We start from the raw sequence: 21,631 nt of genomic DNA, 5'->3' as shown, positions 1-21,631 counted from the left end.
TGTCTAGCGGCCTTGCAGCCTGACCACCGAATACGGGCTCAGGATGATGTCGTTGTCCATAACCACGTCATCGAACCGGGCGCAATTTGCATCGTCGTCGAGAAGCAAGAGACCGTTGACGTCCTGAACACCGGCAATTCGAACCGATTGTGCGGCAGCCGTCAGGTTGGCAAGCCAGAGCTCCGTCATGCCGTCGGCACGAACGGTGGCGACAGCCGCAACTAAATTCGGCATGTCGGCGAAGCACGAACGGCGCGGCTGACCCGCCTCCCGTGCGAAGTCCCTGACCACGTCGAAAACAGGATGGCGCTGGATGCTGCCGTCCGGTCGTTCGTCCGCGATCCCCAGCGATCCGGTCAGCGCCCCCGGTACCAGACTATCGAGGTTTCCGGCTTCGGTAGCTGCCAGATAACCGACGCTCCAGGCGGCCGCGAACAGGCCGCGCTGGCGCGGGTCGCGATCCGTCATGGTCATCCGCACGCCGTCCGGGTTCGGGATCACCCGTGATCCATACGGGTTCTGCCGCATCCCGATCGTCGATGGGCCGATACGATAACCCCGGCCGGTACCGATGATCGCGCGGGCGGAGCCGACGATATAAGGCAGGGCTTCCAGGCTTTGCATTACCGACAGATCGTCCGAAGCGTGCACGATCGGGCAGGTGCAATGCGAGACGAAGTCCAGCATCGCGACCGGAGGCGGCTTGCGGTTCAGCTCGGTGAAGTAGCTGAGCATGCCGCCACCCAGCAGGATGCCGGGAAACGCTTCCCGTGCCGCCTGATAGATTTCGGCCAGCGGCGGGCAATCCGGCCAGGCGCTGCCCGGCGGCGTCGATTGCCGATCCACCGCCGGCGACACCATCAGGGACGTCAGCAAGAGCCCTGATGAGGCAGCCGCATCTGCCAGCAGGCAGATTTCATGCACCGGGTCTTCCCGACCCGGCAACGCGACTTCGAGGCAGAGTTCAGGCGCCTTCTTGGACAGCCCGCTGATCCGGGCAAACCGGCCGAGATCGACGGCATCATGCCCCGCGAGCGGATCGAGATGGAAAAGCAGAAGCTGGGGCGCGATCTCGGCAAGCAGGTCGGGATGGCGAAGGACCGTCTCCGCCTGGTCGGGATGAACCACCAGTCCGATCCGCGGCATGCTGCCGCAGATCTCGCCGACCGTCACGACGATCGGAGCCGTTCGGGCTCGCGCGGCGCGGATAGCGGCCGGTCGTCGGTCCCTGATCTCCAGGGTCACATTCTGCTGGTTCGCAATGTCGGCGGGCAATTCATAGGGCCACAACAATGCCAGCGGCCGGACATAGGTCTTGAACGACGCATCGGACCAGGCGCGCTGATCCTCCATCTCGAACACGTCGCCCTGCAGCAGGCACCGTGCTTCCAGGCCAGGTGCCGGATCGTGGGTAATCGCGCGTATGTCGCGGAACGGCTGCCACGGCGCGATCTGTTCGGGGAACACCGCGTCCTCGACGCTGCCGTCGACATGTTCCACCGTAGCCCGCCCGCCGACGACACCGGACAGCGGATGCAGCACCGCGAAGCCGCAGCGCGTGGTCAGGAAGTCGGTCTCGGGAACAGCCGACACGTCGAATGTCAACCGGCCATCGGGTGTGCCTGCGATGGTGGCCGCGTAGTCGAGCGACTGGCCGGTTTCAGGGTCTGTGCATCTGGCCTGGTAGGAAACCCGAAAACCTCCGGCATCCTGCGTGACGGTGCAATCCTGCAGGACCGGCGCATAGGTCCCCCAGTCCTTGTCGCGCACGACGTAGGCGACCGCGCGCAACATTTCGATCCCGTCGTAGCGGATCGTGCGCAGGCCACCCTCGATGAACTCGGCCTGCAGCAGCCCGGCGGTGAGCGTCACCGCATCCGGCACCGCTTCATCGGTACCAAGACGCCGACGCAACAGGGCCGCATGATCGGTCACAGCGTATCGAGACGGACGGTCCGGCCACGTTCCGCACTGAGATAGGCCGCCTGCACCAGTGCGAACGTCTGCAGGTTGTCGCGTCCGGACGTATCGGGCTCACCGCCGGCGCGAAGGGCTTCCACCCAGTGGCGCTGGATATTGAACACGCTCTCCTGGATGTTGTGCCAGGGACGCGACGCCCACGGCAGCAACGGCGGGGACACGTCCTCGATGACCGTCCCGTCGCGCCCGGAAATGGTCAGGCGATAATCCCGGCCCAGCCGCAAGATCCCGTTCTCGCCATCGATCTCGACGAACGTCTCCGGAAACGGTTCATGCTCCTGCGGCGTGGCATAGGAACAATCCACCACCGAGGTCACGCCGCCGACATGGTCCAGCAGCATCGTCGCCACATCCTCGCCAGTAATGGCCGGGTTGACCCGACGGGTGCGCGCGGTGATCGCCAGCGCGTCGCCCAACAGGAACCGCGCCACGTCCAGGCTGTGGATGCCCAGATCCTCGATGATGAAGCGGGCGCCGGTCGCGAGATAGGGCTGCGCCGCATACACGTCGTAGCCCGAGCGGAACGAGACGCGGCCCCAGAACGGCGTGCCGATGCGGCCGGCCTGGATCGCCTGCTTCACCGCAAGGATCGGTGTCTGCCAGCGGAAGTTCTCATGCACCATGAACAGCACGGAAGCATCTTCGGCGGCCTGCACCATGGCACGCGCATCCTCCAGCGTCGGCGCGATCGGCTTTTGGCAGATGATCGCGACGCCATGCCGTGCCGCCAGTTCGACCAGCGCCCGATGGCTGGGCGGCGTGGTGGCGATGTCGACGAAGTCGAGCCGTTCCGTCGCCAGCATCCGCTCGGCATCCTGGTAGCGCGCCGTCACCCCGAACTGTTCTCCGAACTGCGCCAGCCGGGCCGGATCGCGGTCGCACAGCGCCACGATCTCGACGTCCGGCAGATCGGCCCAGCCGTGCATCTGGTTGACCGCGAAAAAGCCGCAACCGATCAGCGCGCCACGCAGCCTGGGAGCGGCCCCGGCCTGCATCAGCCGGCCTTCGCCACTTGCCGCAGCACCGCACGCGCCTGCAGCTTACGCTGTGCCTGGTCCACCACGACTGCGAGGATGATCACCAGCCCCTTCACCACGATCTGCCAGAAGGTGCTGACCCCCATCATCACCAGCCCCTCGGACAGGATGCCGATGACGAAGGCGCCGATGATGGTGCCGCCGATCGTGCCGCGACCGCCGGACATCGACGTGCCGCCCAGCACCACCGCCGCGATTGCGGTCAGCTCGAAGGTCTCGCCGGTGGCCGGCTGCGCCGCGACCAGCTGCGAGGTGATGACCAGCCCGACCACTGCGGCGCAGAAGCCGCTGAACATGTAGACGACCATCTTCACGTGGTTGACGCGAATGCCGGACAGGCCGGCCGCGCGCTCGTTGCCGCCGACCGCGTAGATGTAGCGCCCGAGCGGCGTACGCACCGCGACGTAGGCGGCCACCAGCCCCAGCCCGATCATCATCCAGATGGCGACCGGCAGGCCCAGGATCGTGCCCTCGCCCAGGAACGGAAAACCCTGGTTCCCGAACTCCTTGCGCCCGACCAGGTTGGAGAACGTATCGCCGTTGGACGACAGCAGCGCCGCACCGCGGGCGACGTAGAGCATCCCGAGCGTGGCGATGAACGGCGCCACGTTGAGCTTGGTGATCAGCCAGCCATTGATTGCGCCGATCAGCACGCCGAGCACCAGCGTGATCAGGCAGGTTTCGACCACGTTGAAATAGATCGTGTAGCCGAGATGCGTGTCGAAGCCATGCAGGATCAGCCCGCCGGCCATCATGCCGGATAGGCCGACGATCGAGCCGATCGACAAATCGATGCCGCCGGTGATGATCACGAACGTCATGCCGAGCGACAGGATCGCGTTGATCGCCACCTGCTTGGAAATCAGGATGACGTTGGCCGCACTGGCGAAGTTCGGCGCCGCCAGCCCGAAGAACACCACCACCACGAACAGGGCGATGAAGGTGCGCAGCTTCAGCAGTTGCAGACCGAGCGAGAAAGCAGGCTTCACGTCCGGGCGGGTGGTTTGGATGGTAGCGCTCATGGCGTGACACTCGCAGGACTTGAATGGGAATGGGTGCCGTGCCCGACCGAGGATGCCAGCACGACCGCATCCTCGGTGGCCTCGCCGGGCTCGAACAACCGGGTGACGCGGCCATTGCTCATCACCGCGATCCGGTCGGACAGCGCCATGACTTCCTCCAGGTCGGAGGTGACGAACAGGATGCCGAGCCCGTCGGCGGCAAGCCTGCGCATGGTGCGGAACACGTCGGCCTTGGCGCCGATGTCGATGCCGCGCGACGGTTCGTCCATTAGCAAGACCTTGGGGCTGGTCATCAGGGCTTTCGCGATCACCACCTTCTGCTGGTTGCCGCCGCTCATCGAGGAGACCGGCAGGTCGGGATACGGCGCCTTGATCGAGAGGTCGCGTATGGTGGCGGAAACCGCAGCCGCCTCGCGTTCGCGCCTGATGTGGAACAGGCTGGTGTAGCGGGCGAGGCTGGCCATCGTCATGTTGGTGGCGATCGACAGGATCGACACCAGTCCTTCGCGCTGCCGGTCCTCGGGGATCAGCGCCAGGCCGCGCCGGATCCGGCCGCTGACGTGGCACTCGCGCACCAGCTTGCCGTCGATGAAGATGCGGCCGGCGGAATGGGTGTGGCGGCCCATCACGCAGTCGAAGAACTCCGAGCGTCCGGCCCCCATCAGCCCGTAGATGCCGACGATCTCGCCCTTCCTGACCGACAGCGACACATGGTCGACCTTGTAGCCGCCGGATACGCTCGGCAGCGTGATCTCCTCGGCGCGAAACACCTCCGCGCCGATGCGGTGTCCGTCCGCCTTCGGGAAGTCCTTGGCCTCGCCGCCGATCATCTTGCGGATGATCCAGGGCAGGTCGATCTCGGCCATGCGCGCGCCGCCGGTGACGCGCCCGTCGCGTAGGGTGGTGACGAAATCGCCGATCCGGATCAGCTCCTCGAGCCGGTGCGAGATGTAGACGATGCCGACGCCGCGCGCCTTCAGCTCGTCGATCACCCTGAAAAGCACCGTCGTCTCAGCCAGACTTAGTGCCGAGGTCGGCTCGTCCATGATCAGGATGCGGGCATTCTGCGCCAAGGCCTTGGCGATCTCGACGATCTGCTGCTGGCCGATCGGCAGGTCGCCGACCATCCCGGTCGGGTCGATATCCGCTTCGAGCTGGCGTAGATAGTCGCCGGCACGCCGTTCCTGCTCCCTGATGTCGATACCGCGGCCGGGCCGGGTGATCTCCCGGCCGATGAAGATGTTTTCCGCCACGCTCATATTGGGAAACAGGTTCAGTTCCTGGAACACCATGCCGATACCGCGGGCGATCGCCTCGTCGCGGGTATTGAACTGGACTTCGTTGCCGTCCATCAGCATGCGGCCGCTGGTTGGCTGGACGACGCCGGCGATCACCTTCATCAGCGTCGACTTGCCGGCGCCGTTCTCGCCGACGAGCACGTTCACGGCGCCGCCGACCACGTCGAACGAGACGTCCTGCAACGCGATGATCCCGGGATAGACCTTGCTGACGGTCTCGACCCGTAGCAGGACCGGCTGCTCGGTCACGGCGTCTTCTCCGGCAGGGTGATCGTGATCGGCGTCACCAGCGGAACCGGGTTCGCGGGATCGGCAAAGAACGCGCCCAGGATCGAGATGCGACGCCCCTTCAGCTGGTCGCGCGGCAGATCCTTCAGCACCACGTCGCGGACATGCGCATTCAGCGCCTTCGAGAAATCGGCGAAATCGATCTGGTTGGAAAAGCTGCTGAACGAGATGAAATCAAGCCCATCGCGCAGGGCGGACCCACGAATGACCGGTCCGATCTGTATCGTGACGTCCGGCTTGCCGTCGCCGTCGACATCAACCCCGAGCGTTCCCGCTCGGCTGGTCGTTTCGACATCGACGACGGTGCCGTCGATCTGCGCGAACAGCACCGGTTTCGCCGACGCGTCGCCGCCGTGATAGCCGTGCGCCTTGATCGCGTCATTCGGCGACTTGGCGAGTTGAGCTGCAAGCTCCGGATAGGGCGCTGCCTTGGCCTTTGCATAGGCAAGCAGCTTCGGCGTCCAGAGTGCATCGACCCGCGCCTTCGGGTCCTGCGCACCGGAAGCCTGCGTCGCCGTCACGCTCCCGGTCTTGACGAACCGGCATCCAGGAAGTGTCGACAGCAGGCACAGGCTGCCGAGCAGAAATGTAGCTCTCATCGTCAACAGGCGGTTCCGATCCTGGATGCGCGCAAACTGTCCGGGGTGATCAGTTGGACAGCTTGAAACGTTCGAGTTTGGTCGCGTTGGTCTTGTCGATCAGCGTGCAGTCCAGAAGCTGTTTCTCCGCAGCGCCGGTCGAGCCGGACTTCAGATACTTGTCCATCTGCACCACCGCCGTCTCGGCTTCCTGGATCACCGGCTGCAGCACGGTGGCTCGGATGCCGCCCTGCTCGATCGAGTCCCGAACGTCGTTGCTGCCGTCCATGCCGACGACGATCACGTCGCCATGGCCGGCAGCCTTCAGCGCGGCATAAGCGCCCATCGCCATGGTGTCGTTGCCGCAGATCACGCCCTTGATCTTCGGATTGGCTTCGAGAATGGACTGCATCTTCGAGAAGGCCTCGCTCTGCTTCCAGTTCGCGGACTGCCGCGCAACCATCTTCAGGTCCGGATAGTCGTCGATAACGTCGTGGAAGCCCTTGGACCGGATGCCGGCATTGGTATCGCTGTCGCGACCGACCAGCTCCACGTACGAGCCTTTCTCGCCCATCAGCTTGACGAACGCCTGCGCGCCGATCTGCGCACCCTGGTAGTTGTTCGAAATGATCTGCGAGACTGCGACCTTGGGCACGCTGATCTCGCGATCGATCAGGAAGGTCGGGATCTTGGCCTTCTGCGCCATCTGCACCGCAGCGACGGTTGCATCGGATCCTGCATTATCAAGGATGATCGCCTTGGCGCCGCGGGCGATCATCGCCTCGACGAGCTGGTACTGCTTGGCCGGATCATCGTCGTGTGACAGCTCGATGGCGCTGTAGCCCAGGGACTCGGCCTTGGCTTTCGCCGCATCCGCCTCGGCGCCATAGAACGGGTTGTCGTGCGACGGCGTAATGACCGCGACCAGGCCGGCGGCCCGCGCCGAAACCGCGGCCGAAACCATGAAGCTCGTGGCGAGCAGGCAGCAAAGCAGGGTACGGGCCTTCATGAACATTCTCCGGTGATGGCGACAGTCCTTCTTCCGGAACTGTTCCTGTTGGCACATAGTCCAATAATTGGTATGATGAGTCAATGAGGTGACTGGTGCCGGGCCTGGCGTTTCAGGCTGTTCCGGCGCGGATGTTCGGGAAATAGGCGTCGTTGCCGACCTGGCCGCCCTTCAGCGCGATCTGCAGTCCGTCGAAGGCAGGATCGTCGGAATGTGCCGTGCACAGCGGCGATCCCGGCGTCTGCGGCAATGGCAGGCAGGTGGTGAGGGCAAATATCCCGAGCTCCCGCAGCGCGTGACTGGAGGTATCGCCGCCGGCAATGACCGCGCGGGTCAGTCCCTGCGATCGCACCAGCCCGGCCAGCAGGTGGCCGAGACCCTGTCCGATCATGTGTCGTGCACCATCGAGACCGGCAAAACTGGCGCCGACGTCGCTCGACGGCCCAAGTGCCGTGTGCAGGATGACGCTGCGGCCAGATCCGAGCGCCCGTTCGGCCTGTTCAGTCGCCTGCGTGATGGCTGCGTGTCCGCCGGGCCGGACGAACGCTTGCGGATCGATGGCGATGCGCACGAAGCCCGCCTCTTCGGCATGCAGGATCTGGCGCTCCGTCGTCGGCGACACGCTGCCCGATACGACTGCGATACGATCGACTGCCCCGGGAGACTTAAAGTCCGACGTGCCGGAAATCACCCCGTCTTCGGTCCAGGCGGCGGACAGGGCATATTCCATCCCCGACGATCCGACCGCGAACCGGCTGCCGGATCGCTGCAGCCGGGTCAGCTGCCGCCCGACAGCGCGCTGCTGCAGATCATCCGCCACATCGAGCAACAGGACATCGTTCGAGGCGGCAAGCTGGTCGACCAGCGCGTCGGCCTCGGGCGCCAGGAGCTGCACATGGTCGATCCGGCCGATCCGGGCCTGCGTCTGATGCGACAGATGCAGCACCAGATCCGCTTCGGCCATGGGCGTGACCGGGTGCCGGCTCATCACCGGATGCCGGTCGATCCGATACACGCTGCCCTGGTAGGCCGCGAACAACTGCCCGAAGGCGGTGTAGCGACGCAGTTGCGGCGCACCGACCACCAGCGGCACGACCGACCCCCCGAACACCTGCCGGCCGATATCGAGGGCGCAGCCGATACTGCCGATGTCCGGTGCGGAGTCGAATGTCGAGCACACCTTGTAGTGGCACAGCGGCGCGTCGAGCCCGTCCAGCCAGGCGAAGTCGGCGGGCAGGTGTTCCCGCATCCAGGCCGGCGTCTCGCTGCGGCTGGTGCCGGCAAGACCGATCGCGCGGACATCGGGAAAGCGCGCACGCTGCGCCGCGGTCGGAAGCCGGATGAACAGCACCGTCGAAACGCCACGCAGGCTCAGTGCCTCCATGACGTCGGTCGATCCGGTGAGATCGTCGCCGTAATAGGAGAGGAGGAGGTCGCTCATCCGATGCGGGCGTGCTTGCGGTCGAGATCGTCGATGGCCTGCACGTTCGCGGCCGACGGGCTTGCCGGATCGAAATGCGACGACAGCCAGGTGTCGACGATCGATTTCGCCAGTTCCGGTCCGATCACGCGGCCGCCCATGGTGATGATCTGCGCATCGTTGCTGAGTGCCGCCCGGCTGGCAGAGTAGGTATCGTGCGTGAGTGCGGCACGAATACCGGGAATCTTGTTGGCGGAGATGCACACGCCGATCCCGGTGCCGCAGCAGAAGATGCCGCGCTCGGCACGACCATCAAGGATCGCTTCCGCCGCACGGTCGGTCATCACCGCATACGTCTCCGCCGATCCGTCCGCCGGCACGCTGAGATCGACGATCTCGTGCTCGCCCTGTCTGGCAAGATGCGCCGCCACGGCATCCAGGAGCGATTTGCCGGCACTATCGGCCGCGAGGACGAGTTTCATGAAGGTCTGCCTTGCTTGAGTTTGGCTGCGGCTGCGACGATCGCCACGATCCGCATGAAGCCATCGGCGGTCCATGCCGCGCGACCGACGAACAGCCCATCGACGTTATCGAGTGCGATCAGCGTCGGTCCGGTGTCAGGCGTCACTGCGCCGCCATAGATGATCCGCATGCGGTCGGCGGCGTCGGCGCCGTAGTCGGATCGTACGTGAGCGCGCAACGCGTGGTGCCGCTCGGCGACATAGTCGGGCGATGCCGCCGCGGCACCGCCGATCGCCCAGCGCGGCTCATAGGCCAGCACGATCTTGTCCGCGTCGTGCGCCTAGTCGGCCAGCGCGGTGCGAACCTGCGTCGCCAGGACTGCATCGGCCTGACCCGCCTCGCGTTCGTCGGCAGTTTCGCCGAGACACAGCACGGGCGTGATGCCGTGCCGGAGTGCGACATTCACCTTGAGCCGGACAAGCGGATAGCTCTCGCTGAAATGGGTCAGCCGTTCCGAATGCGCGAGTGCCACGTAGCGGCAACCGGCTTCCGCCAGCATCGGTGCCGAGATCTCGCCGGTCCAGGCGCCACTCTCGTCCCAGTGCACGTTCTGCGCTCCGATCGCCACCGGCGTACCCCGGAACGCTGCCTGCGCTGCATGCAGCGAGGTGAACGGCGGCAGCACGAACAGGTCGAGCAAGGCGGCTACGGCCGCTTCCGGGCCGATGCCCAGCCCAGCCCTGATCGCCGCGCCGTAGCGGGCAGTCCCGGCCGCGTCGTTGTTCATCTTCCAGCCGGTTCCGGCCATCAGGCGCCGTTGCACGACCGCCATCAGAAATCGTTCCCGGCCTGTTGTTCCGGACTGCCGAATTTTGCCAGCGACTGCGCCAGCTCGGGATGATCCCGCGCATAAGTCGCAAGCGGGATGCCCGCCGCTGCCGCATCCCAGGACTGGCGCACGGCGCGCACACCGGCGGCCGGCCCGCCCGGATGGCTGACGACACCGCCGCCACACAGATAGAGCAGCTCGTTGGTCTGGCCGGTGCGCTGCCAGGTGGCCGGCGCCTGGCCGCCCCATTGTCCGGAGCACACCACCGGGAGCGGGCAGTCCGCCTCGGTGAAGATCGGCGTGCGGCAATCGGCGAAGGAGGTCACGAACGAATCGTCCGGCTCCCAGTATTTCGCGCCGATCCCGTTGATCTGGAACTGGTCGATGCCGAGCAGTCGCCAGAACAGGCTGTACACCTTGAAGTCCATGCCCAGGCCCGGATGACGGGTCAGGATATCCCAGCCATTGCGGTGGGCGTGCAGCATCAGGTTCGAGCGCTTGCGCAGGAACGCCAGCCCGCCGAACCCGACCGAATTGATTTTCACCACTGCGGCATTGCCACCGGCGGCGACGACCAGGTCGTGGTTGCGCAGCATGTCGTCGGGGTCGGTAGCCGAGATGCCGAACGCATACATGGTTTTCCGGCCGGTGCGCTGCTCGCGGTCGAGGATGATCGGCATGATCGCCCGGACCCGGTCGGCCAGGCTCGAATAGTCCGGGCTCATCAGCTTCTCGTCGTCCTTGATGAAGTCGACGTCGGCTTCGACCAGCTCGCGCACCATGTCGGCACTCTCGTGCGGACGCAGCCCGAGTGCCGGCTTGACGATGGTGCCGATGATCGGCCGGCCGAACACGCCCGTCAGCGCGCGGCTGCCGACGACGCCGAATTGCGGGCCGGGATAGGCGCCGTGAAAACTGTCCGGCAGCACCAGGTCGGTGATGCGGATGCCGGTAAAGCCCTTGATCGCATAGACGCCGTTGACCGCGATGGTCATCAGCGCCCCGAGATCGGTGCCGATCGCCTCTACCGGAAACGAGATCTCCGCCTCGGCGCGGTTGTACCGGGCAGCGGGACCGGACTGTGGCAGCGACGGCGTGTCGACCGGCGGCAGCTCCCGCAATGCCGTAACCCGTGCTGCGACACGCGCCTTCAGTTCCGGCGTCTCGCCCGGCAGCGGCACGAAGGTTCCGGTCGACTGGTCGCTGGCGATCTTTTCGGCGAGCGACGCGGGATCGCCCGCGGTTTCGATGCGATAGGTGACCTTGATCACGTCGCTCATGATCCGGCCTTACCGGTGTTGGAGTTCAGGAAGACGAACATCAGCACTCCAAACAAGGCGAGGGCTCCACCCAGGGCCAGCAAGGCCGGCTCGTAGCCGCCGGATGCGCTACGGATCCAGCCGGTAAAATAGGGTCCGAGAAAACCGCCGAGATTTCCGATCGAGTTGATCAGCGCCAGGCTGGCTGCGGCGGATGCGCCGGAGAACAGGCGCATCGGCACGGTCCAGAACACGGTGTTGGACGACCATATTCCCGTCGCGGCCAGGCAGATGCCGAGCAGGCCCAGCAACGGCGACGTGGCGAGTGCCGTGAGAACGAACCCGGCCGCTCCACCCAATGCGCATAGCAGGATGTGCCACTTGCGGTCGCCGGTGCGATCGGAATGTGCGCCGTTCAGGGTCATCGCCACCGCCGTGCACAGGAACGGCAGCGACGTCACCAGCCCGGTCTGCAAATCGGTCAGGTGGCCGGCGGAATGCACCAGTTGCGGGAGCCACATGGTGACGCCGTAGATCGCCATGATGTTCAGCATAGCTGCCCCCGCCAGGAACAAGCCGCGCGGGTCGCGTAAGGCGGCCAACGGATGATGCGGGCGATCGACCGTTGCCTGCTCGCGACTGATGGTATTCTCGAGCCAGCGGCATTCGTGGTCGCTCAGCCAGCGCGCGTCCCTGGGACGGTCGGTCAGGAAAAAGAAGGCGATCACGCCCAGCAGGATCGACGGTATGCCTTCGAGCAGGAACAGCCACTGCCAGTTCTCGAGCCCCGCCCTGGTGCCGAGGCTGAGCACCAGCCCGGAGAGCGGCGAGCCGATCACCAGCGACACCACCGAGCCCAGCGAGAACACCGACATCACGCGGGCACGCGCGGCCGCCGGGAACCAGTAGGTCATGTAGAGCAGCACCCCCGGAAAGAACCCGGCTTCGGCCGCGCCCAGAAGGAACCGCAAAACGAGAAAGGATGTCTCGCCGCGCACCAGCACGCAGGCACAGGCCAGCACGCCCCAGCTGATCATGATGCGCGAGATCCAGACCCGTGCACCGAACCGGTGCAAGGCCAGGTTGCTGGGGATCTCGAACAGGAAGTAGCCGATGAAGAATATGCCGGCACCCAGCCCGAACACCGTGGGTGTGAAGCCGAGCGACCGGTTCATGTGTAGGGCGGCGAACCCGACATTCACCCGGTCGAGGAATGCCACGAAGAAGCACAGGATCAGGAACGGCAACACGCGCCAGCTGACCTTGCGGATGAGTGCCGCCTCGTCAGCCGGGCTCATCGCCGCCTTTGCGAGCGTTGCCGTCTCTGCATGCATGGTTCTAGGCTAACCCGGTCCTGGAGACGAAGCCGCCTAGGTGATCCGCTCGATGCTGGCAGCGATTTCCGCCGGCTCGAACACCTTCTTCCAGTCGTCGCGCATCAGCGCCGGCTTGCCGAACTGGATCGCCTTGTTGCAGGCGTCGGAGAACACGCCGGGCGTCTCCTCGAAAATCACCGAGGCCAGCACATTGATGTGGCCGAGCAGGAAGTCGCGCGCCGCCTGCTTGTCGACGCCGCGTGCCACCACTTCGTCCATCGCGTCGCGCATCACCACCAGCAGCGTCGCGGCCACCGTCTCGGACAGGCCGGGCTCGAGCAGGGCCATCTGGTCGACGGTGACGCGATGCGACCGCATGACCGGCGCCCAGATCACCTTGGCGATGTCCTCGCCGAGCGTATAGGCGCTATCCGGCCCCTGCATCAGCGCGCTGACGATGTGCTGCTTGGCATGCACACCACCGAAGAAGTCGCGCTTGGCGACAGGATCGGTCTCGTCGTTGAACACCGGCGGATGGCACGGATGGGTGACGAAATAGGTGAGATCGTCGCGCTTCGGCAGGTGTCCGGCGAACGGCGCGGCTGCGTCAAGTGCGACGACCATCGTGCCGGGCTTCAGCTTGTCGATGATGGAGGCGGCAACCCGTCCGATCAGCGTATCGGGAACGGCGAGGATCACCACGTCCGCGCCATCGAGGGCGGTGTCTGCCGGCATGCACTCGATGCCGAGGCCGGAACTGAGGCGCGCCCGGCCGGCTTCACCGAGCTCGACATGGCGCACGTCGAAGGTGGAGCCCTTCAGGTTGCTGGACAAACGATAGCCCATCTTCCCGCCGGCCCCGAACAAAGCGATCGTCGTCACGCAGCTTCTCCTCAAACGTCCGCAGCGATAACATGCTGCTGGTATGACGAGTATACCGATACGCAGGATCTTGCAACTTTGGCATGGTGCCACTGCTGAAAAATGCTCGAAGTCAATGAGTTAGGGTCGAGGGCGACCGGCGGACGTACTCGCCGCACGATTTGCTGTAATATGCAGGCTCTATCGCTTGCAGTATGCCTGGAACGGCTTTTGCCCTGCTTCGCAGACCTTCGCACCAACGACGTGAAGTGTGACGACCTTCATGATTCCCTGGAATTTACACACCAGGAACGGGTCAACGCCGTCGAGACTCCAGCGATCAACTGAACCTGCAGGGACCGGTATCAGATCGGCCATCTGATCAGGTGGACCATCATACAACGATGCGTTCACAAGGGTATGGTCGCTCCCCGCCTCGATGAGGCTGGACGGACAATTTGCAGGTGCTGCACCGGTACAGGCGACAATGGCCAGAAACAGCAAAGGCCAACGAGCACTATTACGCATCGTTAAATCGGTCCCCACTATCTACCGGTGTCCCGTGCAATCTGCATCACTGCCGTATCAACTGCGAAAAAAACTATCCTGATTGACTGGTTGAAAAATTGCCAACAGCCACTCGCCCCCTGCCGGGCCTCTTCAACCACGGTCGCCAGTTGCGGCGCCTGAATGTCCGGCAGTGCACCGCGGACCGCTCCGTATGCAGGGATGTAGTCTGTCGCAGGCCGACGCGAAGCTGATGATCTTGCCATCCAACCGGAACGTCTCGTTGCGCAGCCGATTCCATCCAGGGTTATCAGCCGCGCCGGAGTCCGGACTCGAGGCGAACAGCCGATGGTCCTGAAACGGTTGGCTTCATACGACAGGCCGGTTGCTCGACCTCAAACTTCATGACGCGTACCTGATGAAAAACGAACCGGACGATCCCGTTTCCTGAGACCAACGGGTCGCTTAGGGACAATCCTGAGGATCGAGTTCCGCTCCACAACCTAGAGCGCTGATCCGCCTAGGCTTCCCGGAATAGTAGCACCCAAGGTGCTGAATCAGCCTTCCACAACCGGCCATGTTCACTATACGTTCCCCTATCGGAGCGGCATCGGGCAGGAGGGGGAACATGCAGACGACAAGGATCATGACCCTCCGGGCAGAGGTGGCAGCCCTCGAACGCGGGGCGGCCCAACGGCATGCGGCTGCGTTCCTGCCTTTCGAGCTTGCACCGATCGATCGGCATCTACCCGGGGGTGGCCTGGCCCTTGGGGCGATCCACGAGGTGGCTGGAGCCGGTCCGGAGGTGGAGCATGGCGCAGCGCCTGCCCTGTTCGCTGCGGGCCTGCTCGCACGGTGTCCGGGTCCGGTGCTGTGGATCCACGGCAAGCATGACCTGTTCTCCGAGGGCCTGACCCAGGCGGGTCTCGATCCGGGACGGCTGGTCCTGGTTCACGCGCGGCAGAATGCTCTCCAGGCCATGGAGGAGGGCCTTCGCCATCCCGACCTGGCAGGTGTCGTCTGCGAGCTCGAGGGGCGCCTGGATCTGGTGACCTCCCGGCGCCTGCAGCTGGCTGCAGAGGCGACCGACGTGCTCGGCCTCGTCCTCCGCCGCAGCCGCAAGTTCAATGATCCGGCCCTGGTCACGCCCTCGGCCGCCTCCAGTCGCTGGCGGATCAGCGGGGCTCCATCCCCACCGCCACTGCCGCATGCGCCGGATGTCCAGGGTGTCGGACGCCCTGTCTGGAAACTCGAACTTCTCCGCTGCCGTGGCGCGGAGCCTGCAACCTGGATCGTGGAGGGCTGCGATGCGCAGGGTCATCTCGCTCTGGCTCCCATTCTGGCCGACCGACAGGCTGCGCCGGGATCGCTACACCGCGCTTCCGCCTGATGTGCCGCTCGTTACCCGCGGTCACGACGGCCGACGCATGGTGATCGCCGCCGCAGACGGCGCAGCCCGCCAGCTCGGCCTGAACGCAGGAATGCCGTTGGCCCACGCCCAGGCGATGGTGCCCGGGCTGACGGTGGTGGACGCGACAGAGGCCGAGGATGCCGCAGCACTCGAGCGGCTGGCGGCCTGGTGCCTGCGTCTGTCGCCGATGACGTCGGCGGCGCCGATGGATGCCATCTGGATCGACGCCACCGGCTGCACGCATCTGCATGACGGCGAGCAGCCGATGCTTGATCTGTTGGCCGAGCACCTGCGGCAGGCTGGCTTGACCGGGAAGATCGCCATCGCGGACACGCCCGGCGCCGCGCACGCGTTGGCTCATTACAGCACTGTTCCGGTGACCATAGTGGCTCCGGGCAGCCAGGCAGCAGCCCTCGAGCGACTGCCGGTGGAAGCGCTCCGCATCGACGGCGAGGTCGCGAGTGGTCTGCGACGGCTGGGCATCGAGCAGATCGGGCAACTGGTGGCCACCCCGCGCGGACCGTTGGCGCGCCGGTTCGGCAACCGTCTGCTGATCCGCCTGGACCAGGCCCTCGGCCATGTGCACGAGCCGATACAGCCGGTGCTTCCACCCGAGACGATCACGGTGCGCAGAACGTTCGTCGAGCCGCTCTCGACGGCCGAAGCGTTCGTCGCCGTGATCCTGGTCCTGGTCGGGGAAGCCTGCGTGCTGCTGGAACAGCGTGGCGAAGGCGCCCGGCGGCTCGACCTGGTGTTCGAGCGGATCGATGCCACGTGCCAGGTGGTGCGTATCGGAACCGCACGGCCGGTGCGCGACCTCAGGCACCTGGCGCGACTGCTGGATGAGCGGGTCGAGGAGGTCGATCCCGGTCCGGGCGTCGAGGCGATGCGGCTGGTGCTGCCGCTGGTCGAGCCGTTGTCCTACACGCAACGGGGTGGCGGGCTGGCACCGGGCGAGACGGAAGAGGCCGACCTGTCGGAGCTGATCGACCGGCTCGTAAATCGTCTGGGGCCCGACAAGGTCTACCGGCTCCGCTCGATCGAAAGCGAGGTGCCGGAGCGCTCGCAACAGCCGGTGTCGGTCTACACGCCGCCACCGCCCACGGCAGTCGCGTCCCGCTGGCCAAGACCCGTGCGGCTGCTCGAACGGCCGGAACCGGTCGAGACGCTGGCGATGATGCCGGACCACCCGCCGAAGGCCTTCACCTGGCGCCGGATCCGGCATCGCATCGTTCGCGCGGACGGTCCGGAGCGCATCACCGGCGAGTGGTGGCGCCGTTCGGCCGAACTCATCGCGGTGCGTGACTACTGGATCGTCGAGAACCAGGAGGGACGGCGCTTCTGGCTGTTCCGCCAGGGTGATGGCGTTGATTCCGCGACCGGCGAACTCGCCTGGTTTCTCCATGGCTTCTTTTGAGTGCGTGATGCGATGAGCGACGACGACAAACTCAACCTGCGCCTCGCGAGCCACGAGGAAATCGAGCAGAGCCTTTCATTCGCGCTGCGCTTCGACGGCCGGAAACGGGTGCGCCATGCCGATGATGCCATGGCGCGCATTACCGCCGAGCGGCTGGTCCAGCACCTCGAACGATCGGGCTACGTCCTGATGAAACGACCGGGCGCGACGGCACCGTCGACCAGTCGGCACCGGCACCCGAACTCGGACTGAGCAACGCTCATGCCCGACTACGTCGAGCTGCAGGCCACCTCGAACTATTCGTTCCTGCGCGGTGCCAGTCACGTCGAGGAGCTGTTCCTGGCCGCCAAGGAACTCGGCCTCGAAGCGATCGCCATCACCGACCACAACACCCTGGCAGGGATTGCTCGCGCGCATGCGCGTGCCGAGGAGGTGGGTATTCCGCTGATCGTCGGCTGCCGCCTGGAGCTACGCGACGGGCTGCCGTTGCTCGTCTACCCGACCGACCGGGCCGCCTACTCCCGGCTGTGCCGCCTGCTGACGCTGGGAAAAGGCCGGGCCGGAAAAGGCGGCTTCGACATCACCTGGAAGGATCTCGTGTCCCTTGGCGAAGGGCTGCTGCTGATCCTGCTCCCCGACAAAGCCGACGCCCGCCTGGAGAGCGAGCTCCGCAGGATGCGCGAGAATTTCGGCGACCGTTGCTATCTATCGCTGACACTCCGCCGTCGCCCGGGCGATGCCGTCCGGCTGCGGCGATTGCACGATCTCGCCCAGGCTGCCCGCATTCCGACCGTGGTCACCGGCGACGTGCTGTTCCACGCGCCGGACCGTCGCATCCTGCAGGACGTGGTGACCTGCATCCGCGAGGGCTGCACCATCGATGAGGCAGGCTTCCGCAAGGAGCGGTTTGCCGACCGCCATCTCAAAAGCCCTGTTGAGATGTGGCGCCTGTTCGGAGCCTATCCCGAGGCCCTGCAGCGAACGGTGGAGATCGCCCGGCGCTGCACCTTCAGCTTGGCGGAGCTGCGCTACCAGTATCCGGACGAGGCCGACGTGCCGGGCGAGACACCGCAGCGAGCGCTGGAGCGGGCGGTGCGTGACAGCATCCCGTTGCACTATCCGGACGGCCTGCCGGGGGATGTCGCGAAGCAGCTGCGGCACGAGCTCGATCTGATCGCCGGGCTCGACTACGCGTCGTACTTCCTGACGGTGAATAGCATCGTTCGTTATGCGCGCTCCAAGGAGATCCTGTGCCAGGGCCGCGGATCGGCGGCCAACTCGGCGGTCTGCTATGTGCTCGGCATCACCTCGATCGACCCGGTCCGGAGTGGGCTGCTGTTCGAGCGCTTCATCTCGGCCGAGCGGCGCGAGCCGCCGGACATCGACGTCGACTTCGAGAGCGAGCGCCGCGAGGAGGTGATCCAGTGGGTCTACCAGCGCTACGGCCGCGACCGGGCGGCGCTGTGCTGCACCGTCATGCGCTTCCGCTCCCGGGGTGCCGTCCGTGACGTCGGCAAGGTCATGGGGCTGACGGAGGATGTGACTGCCGCACTGGCCAGCCAGGTTTCAAGCTGGTCGCGGGATGGCGTGACCGAGGAACATGTCGCCGAGCTGAACCTGAACATGGCGGATCGACGTCTGCGGCTGACCTTGCAGCTCGCGCAGGAGCTGGTCGGCTTTCCACGCCAGTTGGGAACGCACCCCGGCGGTTTCGTGCTGACCCAGGACCGGCTCGACGATCTGGTGCCGATCGAGCCTGCTGCGATGGCCGACCGGCAGGTGATCGAGTGGGACAAGGACGACATCGACGCGCTCAAGTTCATGAAGGTCGATGTGCTCGGCCTCGGCATGCTCGGCTGCATGCGCCGCTCGTTCGAGCTGCTGCAGGAGCATCACGGCGTGACGATGGACGTCGCCACCATCCCGGCCGAGGATCCGGCCACCTACGCGATGATCCGCAAGGCGGACACGCTCGGCACCTTCCAGATCGAGAGCCGAGCGCAGATGTCCATGCTGCCGCGGCTGAAGCCGGTGACGTTCTACGACCTGGTGGTGCAGGTCGCAATCGTGCGCCCGGGCCCGATCCAGGGCGACATGGTGCATCCGTACCTGCGCCGTCGTGAGGGCAAGGAACCGGTCGAGTATCCCAAGGAGGAGCTGCGTCGCGTGCTGGGCAAGACGCTGGGCATCCCGCTGTTCCAGGAGCAGGCGATGCAGGTCGCGATCCAGTGCGCGGGCTTCACGCCGGGCGAGGCCGACCAGTTGCGGCGGTCGATGGCGACCTTCAAGTTCACCGGCGGCGTCAGCCACTTCAAGGACAAGCTGATCGAGGGGATGGTCGGCAAGGATTACGAACGCAGCTATGCCGAGCGCACCTTTAGCCAGCTCGAGGGCTTCGGCTCGTATGGGTTTCCGGAGAGCCACGCCGCCAGCTTCGCGCTGATCGCCTACGCCAGCAGCTGGATGAAGTGCCACCACCCGGACGTGTTCTGCACAGCCCTGCTGAACAGCCAGCCGATGGGGTTCTATGCCCCGGCGCAGGTGGTGCGGGATGCACGCGAACATGGCGTTGAGGTCAGGCCGGTCTGCGTCAATGCGTCACGCTGGGACTGCACGCTGGAGCCGCGGCGGGACAACGGGCCGGGGATGGCGGTGCGGCTTGGCCTGCGTCTGGCAAAGGGGTTGGCCAACCAGGATGGAGCGCAGCTCGTCGCAAACCGAGGCGACGTGCCCTACGCCAGCGTCGAGGAGATCTGGCGTCGCGCGGACATCCCGGCGGCAGCACTCGAACGGCTGGCGGAAGCGGATGCGTTCCAGAGCCTTGGGCTCGATCGGCGCCAGGCGCTGTGGCAGGTGAAGGGGCTGGTCGACACCGCCCTGCCGCTTTTCGCAGCAGCAGATATCGAGCGCCGACCGCGACCCGAGCTTGTCGAGCCTCCGGTTGTCATGGTGCCGATGCGCGATGGACGCGAGGTGGTGGAGGATTACCGAAGCCTTGGGCTGAGTCTCCGCAGCCATCCAGTGTCGTTCATCCGGCCGATGCTACAGGCCAAACGGATGATCTGCTGTGCCGACCTGCGCAACACGCGCGACGGTCGCCGCATCATCGTGCCGGGGATCGTGCTGGTGCGACAGAAGCCGGGGTCGGCGAAGGGGGTCATGTTCATCACCATCGAGGACGAGACCGGCGTGGCCAACCTGGTCCTGTGGCCGGACCGTTTCGAGAAGCAACGTCGCTTGGTGCTGTCGGCGGGGATGATCGCCTGCCACGGTAAGGTGCAGCGTGAAGGCGAGGTGGTGCACGTCGTGACGGATCACCTGGAAGATCTGTCCCAACTGTTGCGGTCGGTGGGTGACCAGGACGACCCGTTCCCGATCGAGCATGGCCGAGGTGATGTGGTGACGCATCCGGCGGCGCGTGATCCACGCGATGGGCCCGGAGCTGGCCCGGGCGGGCGAAAAATACGCGACATCTATGTGCCTGACCTGCACATCAGGTCAGGCATCAAGGTGCCGACGCGCGATTTTCGGTAGTGTGAGCAGGGACACATTCTTAGCTTAGTGATGATGATCACATTGTCTGCCGTTGCGAGACGCAGCTTTGCTGCATCGCTCTAGTCACACTGATGAGCTTAAAGCTGGTCATCCATCTCGTTGCGTTAAGAGCTCATTACCATCTGTGTTATTTCAACAACTACTCGAGCTGCCAAGGGGAGCGGCAGCGAGGCAATGCTCACCAGCGGAGCGCTCGTTGAGCTCTTCCCCCGTTGGCCGGACGAGACGTTTCCGCTGCACGCCTACCATCCCTCCCGCCACTTGCCGTCTTCCAGAACCAGGGCGTTAATCGACTTCTGCCATATGATCGCGGTGGGGAACCCAGGTGCGGCGGCAAGATGCTAAGCTCTGCAGTATGAAGGACAAGACCCTGTCGCCTGTTGCTTGCTCCATGCTTGGTATGACGCGCGAGACCATCGCATGAGCAATCTTTCGGCAGCATCTATACGGCTTGACGCGCAGCCCGCCCGTCTTCCCTTGCGTTCCGCGCAAGGCGTTCTGGCCGCCTTGGCCTTCGCCAACCTGCTCGTCTCCTCGAATGCGATGCACCCGCTGCTGCCGATCTTCCGGCAGACCCTCAGGCTCGACCCGCTCGAGATCAGCATGACGATGGTGTGCTACGTGGGCGTGCTCTGCATCGTCCTGCTGGTGCTATCGCAGCCGCGACTGGTGCGATGGTCGCCGCTGTTCCTTTGCGTTGCTCTAGCAGTGGTGATGCTTGGCGACGCCGTGCTCGCGACGGCAAGCACTCCCAGGCCTGATGATTGGCCGCGCCCTGACGGGCCTTGCAGGCGGGTTCGGGACGGGATCGGCCTCGGCTCTGGTTGTCACGGCCTTCGGCGCTCGCGGGCGTGCGATCTCGGCGACCGGTAATCTTGCCGGAGCCGTCGTCGGCACTTCACTGACGGAAATCTGCATCCTCGCCTTCGGACACAATGCTGCGGCCGTCACATTTCTCGGCCATACAGTCATCAGCCTCGTCCTTCTCGTTATCCTCGTCCCCGTCCTCGTTCGAAACCGGGATATGAACCGGGCGACCCTGACAGCACATGGTTCGGTCACGCTGCGCAGCATCGCACCAGTCATTCGCCAGCAATGGATCCCCTTGGCACTTGGCAGCCTGTCTTGGGTGACAATCAGCCTCGCGCTCTCGCTGTTGCCGAGCTTCTTCGCGGACATGGATGGCCCCGGATCAATCATCGCGATCGGGATCGTTGCTTACCTGTTGAGCAGTTCACTTGCGCAGATCTTCAGCGCGCGCCTGGCCCGCATGGCTCTGCTAGCGAATTCTGGCCCAGAGTGCTGACGGATTTTGGCCCACCTTCCGTCCCTCAACCTACGGTCATCCTGGTTCTGCCAGGAGGCTCGGAGTGGATTGGAAA

General features: G+C 65.2%; 18 protein-coding genes and 1 pseudogene. 6 read left to right on the top strand and 13 right to left on the bottom strand.

The annotated features are described in order from the left end of the window. Window positions 1-3: 3 nt before the first annotated feature. The 13 genes and pseudogenes from apnL to HN018_RS21570 form a co-directional block, all read right to left on the bottom strand. Window positions 4-1,935, bottom strand: a complete 1,932-nt coding sequence (gene apnL, locus HN018_RS21635) for a D-apionate lactonase (protein WP_204259609.1) — start codon at window positions 1,933-1,935, stop codon at window positions 4-6. Then, a complete protein-coding gene (locus HN018_RS21630; RefSeq protein WP_171834222.1) occupies window positions 1,932-2,975 on the bottom strand; it encodes a Gfo/Idh/MocA family protein in 1,044 nt (347 codons plus the stop codon). The genes apnL and HN018_RS21630 overlap by 4 nt, the downstream gene beginning before the upstream one ends. After that, window positions 2,975-4,039, bottom strand: a complete 1,065-nt coding sequence (locus HN018_RS21625) for an ABC transporter permease (RefSeq protein ID WP_171834221.1) — start codon at window positions 4,037-4,039, stop codon at window positions 2,975-2,977. The genes HN018_RS21630 and HN018_RS21625 overlap by 1 nt, the downstream gene beginning before the upstream one ends. Continuing rightward, window positions 4,036-5,586: a sugar ABC transporter ATP-binding protein gene (locus HN018_RS21620; RefSeq protein WP_171834220.1), complete on the bottom strand. Its 1,551-nt coding sequence runs from the start codon at window positions 5,584-5,586 to the stop codon at window positions 4,036-4,038. The genes HN018_RS21625 and HN018_RS21620 overlap by 4 nt, the downstream gene beginning before the upstream one ends. Next, window positions 5,583-6,224, bottom strand: a complete 642-nt coding sequence (locus HN018_RS21615; protein WP_171834219.1) for a DUF2291 family protein — start codon at window positions 6,222-6,224, stop codon at window positions 5,583-5,585. Before HN018_RS21615 ends, HN018_RS21620 begins: the two co-directional genes overlap by 4 nt. Before the next feature lie 49 nt (window positions 6,225-6,273). Next, window positions 6,274-7,212, bottom strand: a complete 939-nt coding sequence (locus tag HN018_RS21610) for a D-ribose ABC transporter substrate-binding protein (protein WP_171834218.1) — start codon at window positions 7,210-7,212, stop codon at window positions 6,274-6,276. 112 nt (window positions 7,213-7,324) lie between these two features. Then, window positions 7,325-8,653: a four-carbon acid sugar kinase family protein gene (locus HN018_RS21605; protein WP_171834217.1), complete on the bottom strand. Its 1,329-nt coding sequence runs from the start codon at window positions 8,651-8,653 to the stop codon at window positions 7,325-7,327. Further along, window positions 8,650-9,114 carry a D-erythrulose-4-phosphate isomerase gene (derI, locus tag HN018_RS21600; RefSeq protein ID WP_171834216.1) on the bottom strand — a complete coding sequence of 155 codons (465 nt, stop codon included), beginning with the start codon at window positions 9,112-9,114 and terminating at the stop codon, window positions 8,650-8,652. The genes HN018_RS21605 and derI overlap by 4 nt, the downstream gene beginning before the upstream one ends. Further along, window positions 9,111-9,881 (bottom strand): annotated as a pseudogene (locus HN018_RS28745) (triose-phosphate isomerase family protein). Before HN018_RS28745 ends, derI begins: the two are co-directional and overlap by 4 nt. Window positions 9,882-9,925: 44 nt before the next feature. Beyond that, window positions 9,926-11,203 carry a 3-oxo-isoapionate-4-phosphate decarboxylase OiaX gene (oiaX, locus tag HN018_RS21585; protein WP_204259608.1) on the bottom strand — a complete coding sequence of 426 codons (1,278 nt, stop codon included), beginning with the start codon at window positions 11,201-11,203 and terminating at the stop codon, window positions 9,926-9,928. Beyond that, complete coding sequence (locus tag HN018_RS21580) at window positions 11,200-12,516, bottom strand: MFS transporter (protein WP_171834213.1); 1,317 nt, start codon at window positions 12,514-12,516, stop codon at window positions 11,200-11,202. Before HN018_RS21580 ends, oiaX begins: the two co-directional genes overlap by 4 nt. A 36-nt stretch (window positions 12,517-12,552) precedes the next feature. Next, window positions 12,553-13,380: a phosphogluconate dehydrogenase C-terminal domain-containing protein gene (locus tag HN018_RS21575; protein ID WP_171834212.1), complete on the bottom strand. Its 828-nt coding sequence runs from the start codon at window positions 13,378-13,380 to the stop codon at window positions 12,553-12,555. A 180-nt stretch (window positions 13,381-13,560) separates the two neighbouring features. Further along, window positions 13,561-13,887 (bottom strand): STY0301 family protein, encoded by a 327-nt coding sequence (locus HN018_RS21570; RefSeq protein ID WP_171834211.1) that lies wholly within the window; start codon window positions 13,885-13,887, stop codon window positions 13,561-13,563. Window positions 13,888-14,494: 607 nt separating this feature from the next. Between HN018_RS21570 and HN018_RS21565 the strand changes: the two genes are divergently transcribed. From HN018_RS21565 to HN018_RS21540, 6 genes are all read left to right on the top strand, one after another. Next, window positions 14,495-15,256 (top strand): ImuA family protein, encoded by a 762-nt coding sequence (locus HN018_RS21565; protein ID WP_171834210.1) that lies wholly within the window; start codon window positions 14,495-14,497, stop codon window positions 15,254-15,256. Next, window positions 15,174-16,694 carry a Y-family DNA polymerase gene (locus tag HN018_RS21560; RefSeq protein ID WP_171834209.1) on the top strand — a complete coding sequence of 507 codons (1,521 nt, stop codon included), beginning with the start codon at window positions 15,174-15,176 and terminating at the stop codon, window positions 16,692-16,694. Before HN018_RS21565 ends, HN018_RS21560 begins: the two co-directional genes overlap by 83 nt. A gap of 12 nt (window positions 16,695-16,706) precedes the next feature. After that, complete coding sequence (locus HN018_RS21555; RefSeq protein WP_171834208.1) at window positions 16,707-16,946, top strand: hypothetical protein; 240 nt, start codon at window positions 16,707-16,709, stop codon at window positions 16,944-16,946. Between the two features lie 9 nt (window positions 16,947-16,955). Then, entirely contained in the window at window positions 16,956-20,228 is a 3,273-nt protein-coding gene (locus HN018_RS21550; protein ID WP_171834207.1) for an error-prone DNA polymerase, read from the top strand. Between the two features lie 441 nt (window positions 20,229-20,669). After that, window positions 20,670-21,122, top strand: a complete 453-nt coding sequence (locus HN018_RS21545; protein WP_171834206.1) for a hypothetical protein — start codon at window positions 20,670-20,672, stop codon at window positions 21,120-21,122. After that, a complete protein-coding gene (locus HN018_RS21540) occupies window positions 21,010-21,555 on the top strand; it encodes a hypothetical protein (RefSeq protein WP_172443509.1) in 546 nt (181 codons plus the stop codon). The genes HN018_RS21545 and HN018_RS21540 overlap by 113 nt, the downstream gene beginning before the upstream one ends. Window positions 21,556-21,631 lie beyond the last annotated feature (76 nt).

The organism is Lichenicola cladoniae, from assembly GCF_013201075.1.
GTDB classification, from domain to species: Bacteria; Pseudomonadota; Alphaproteobacteria; order Acetobacterales; family Acetobacteraceae; genus Lichenicola; species Lichenicola cladoniae.
This window is presented reverse-complemented; position numbering and strand designations above follow the sequence as displayed.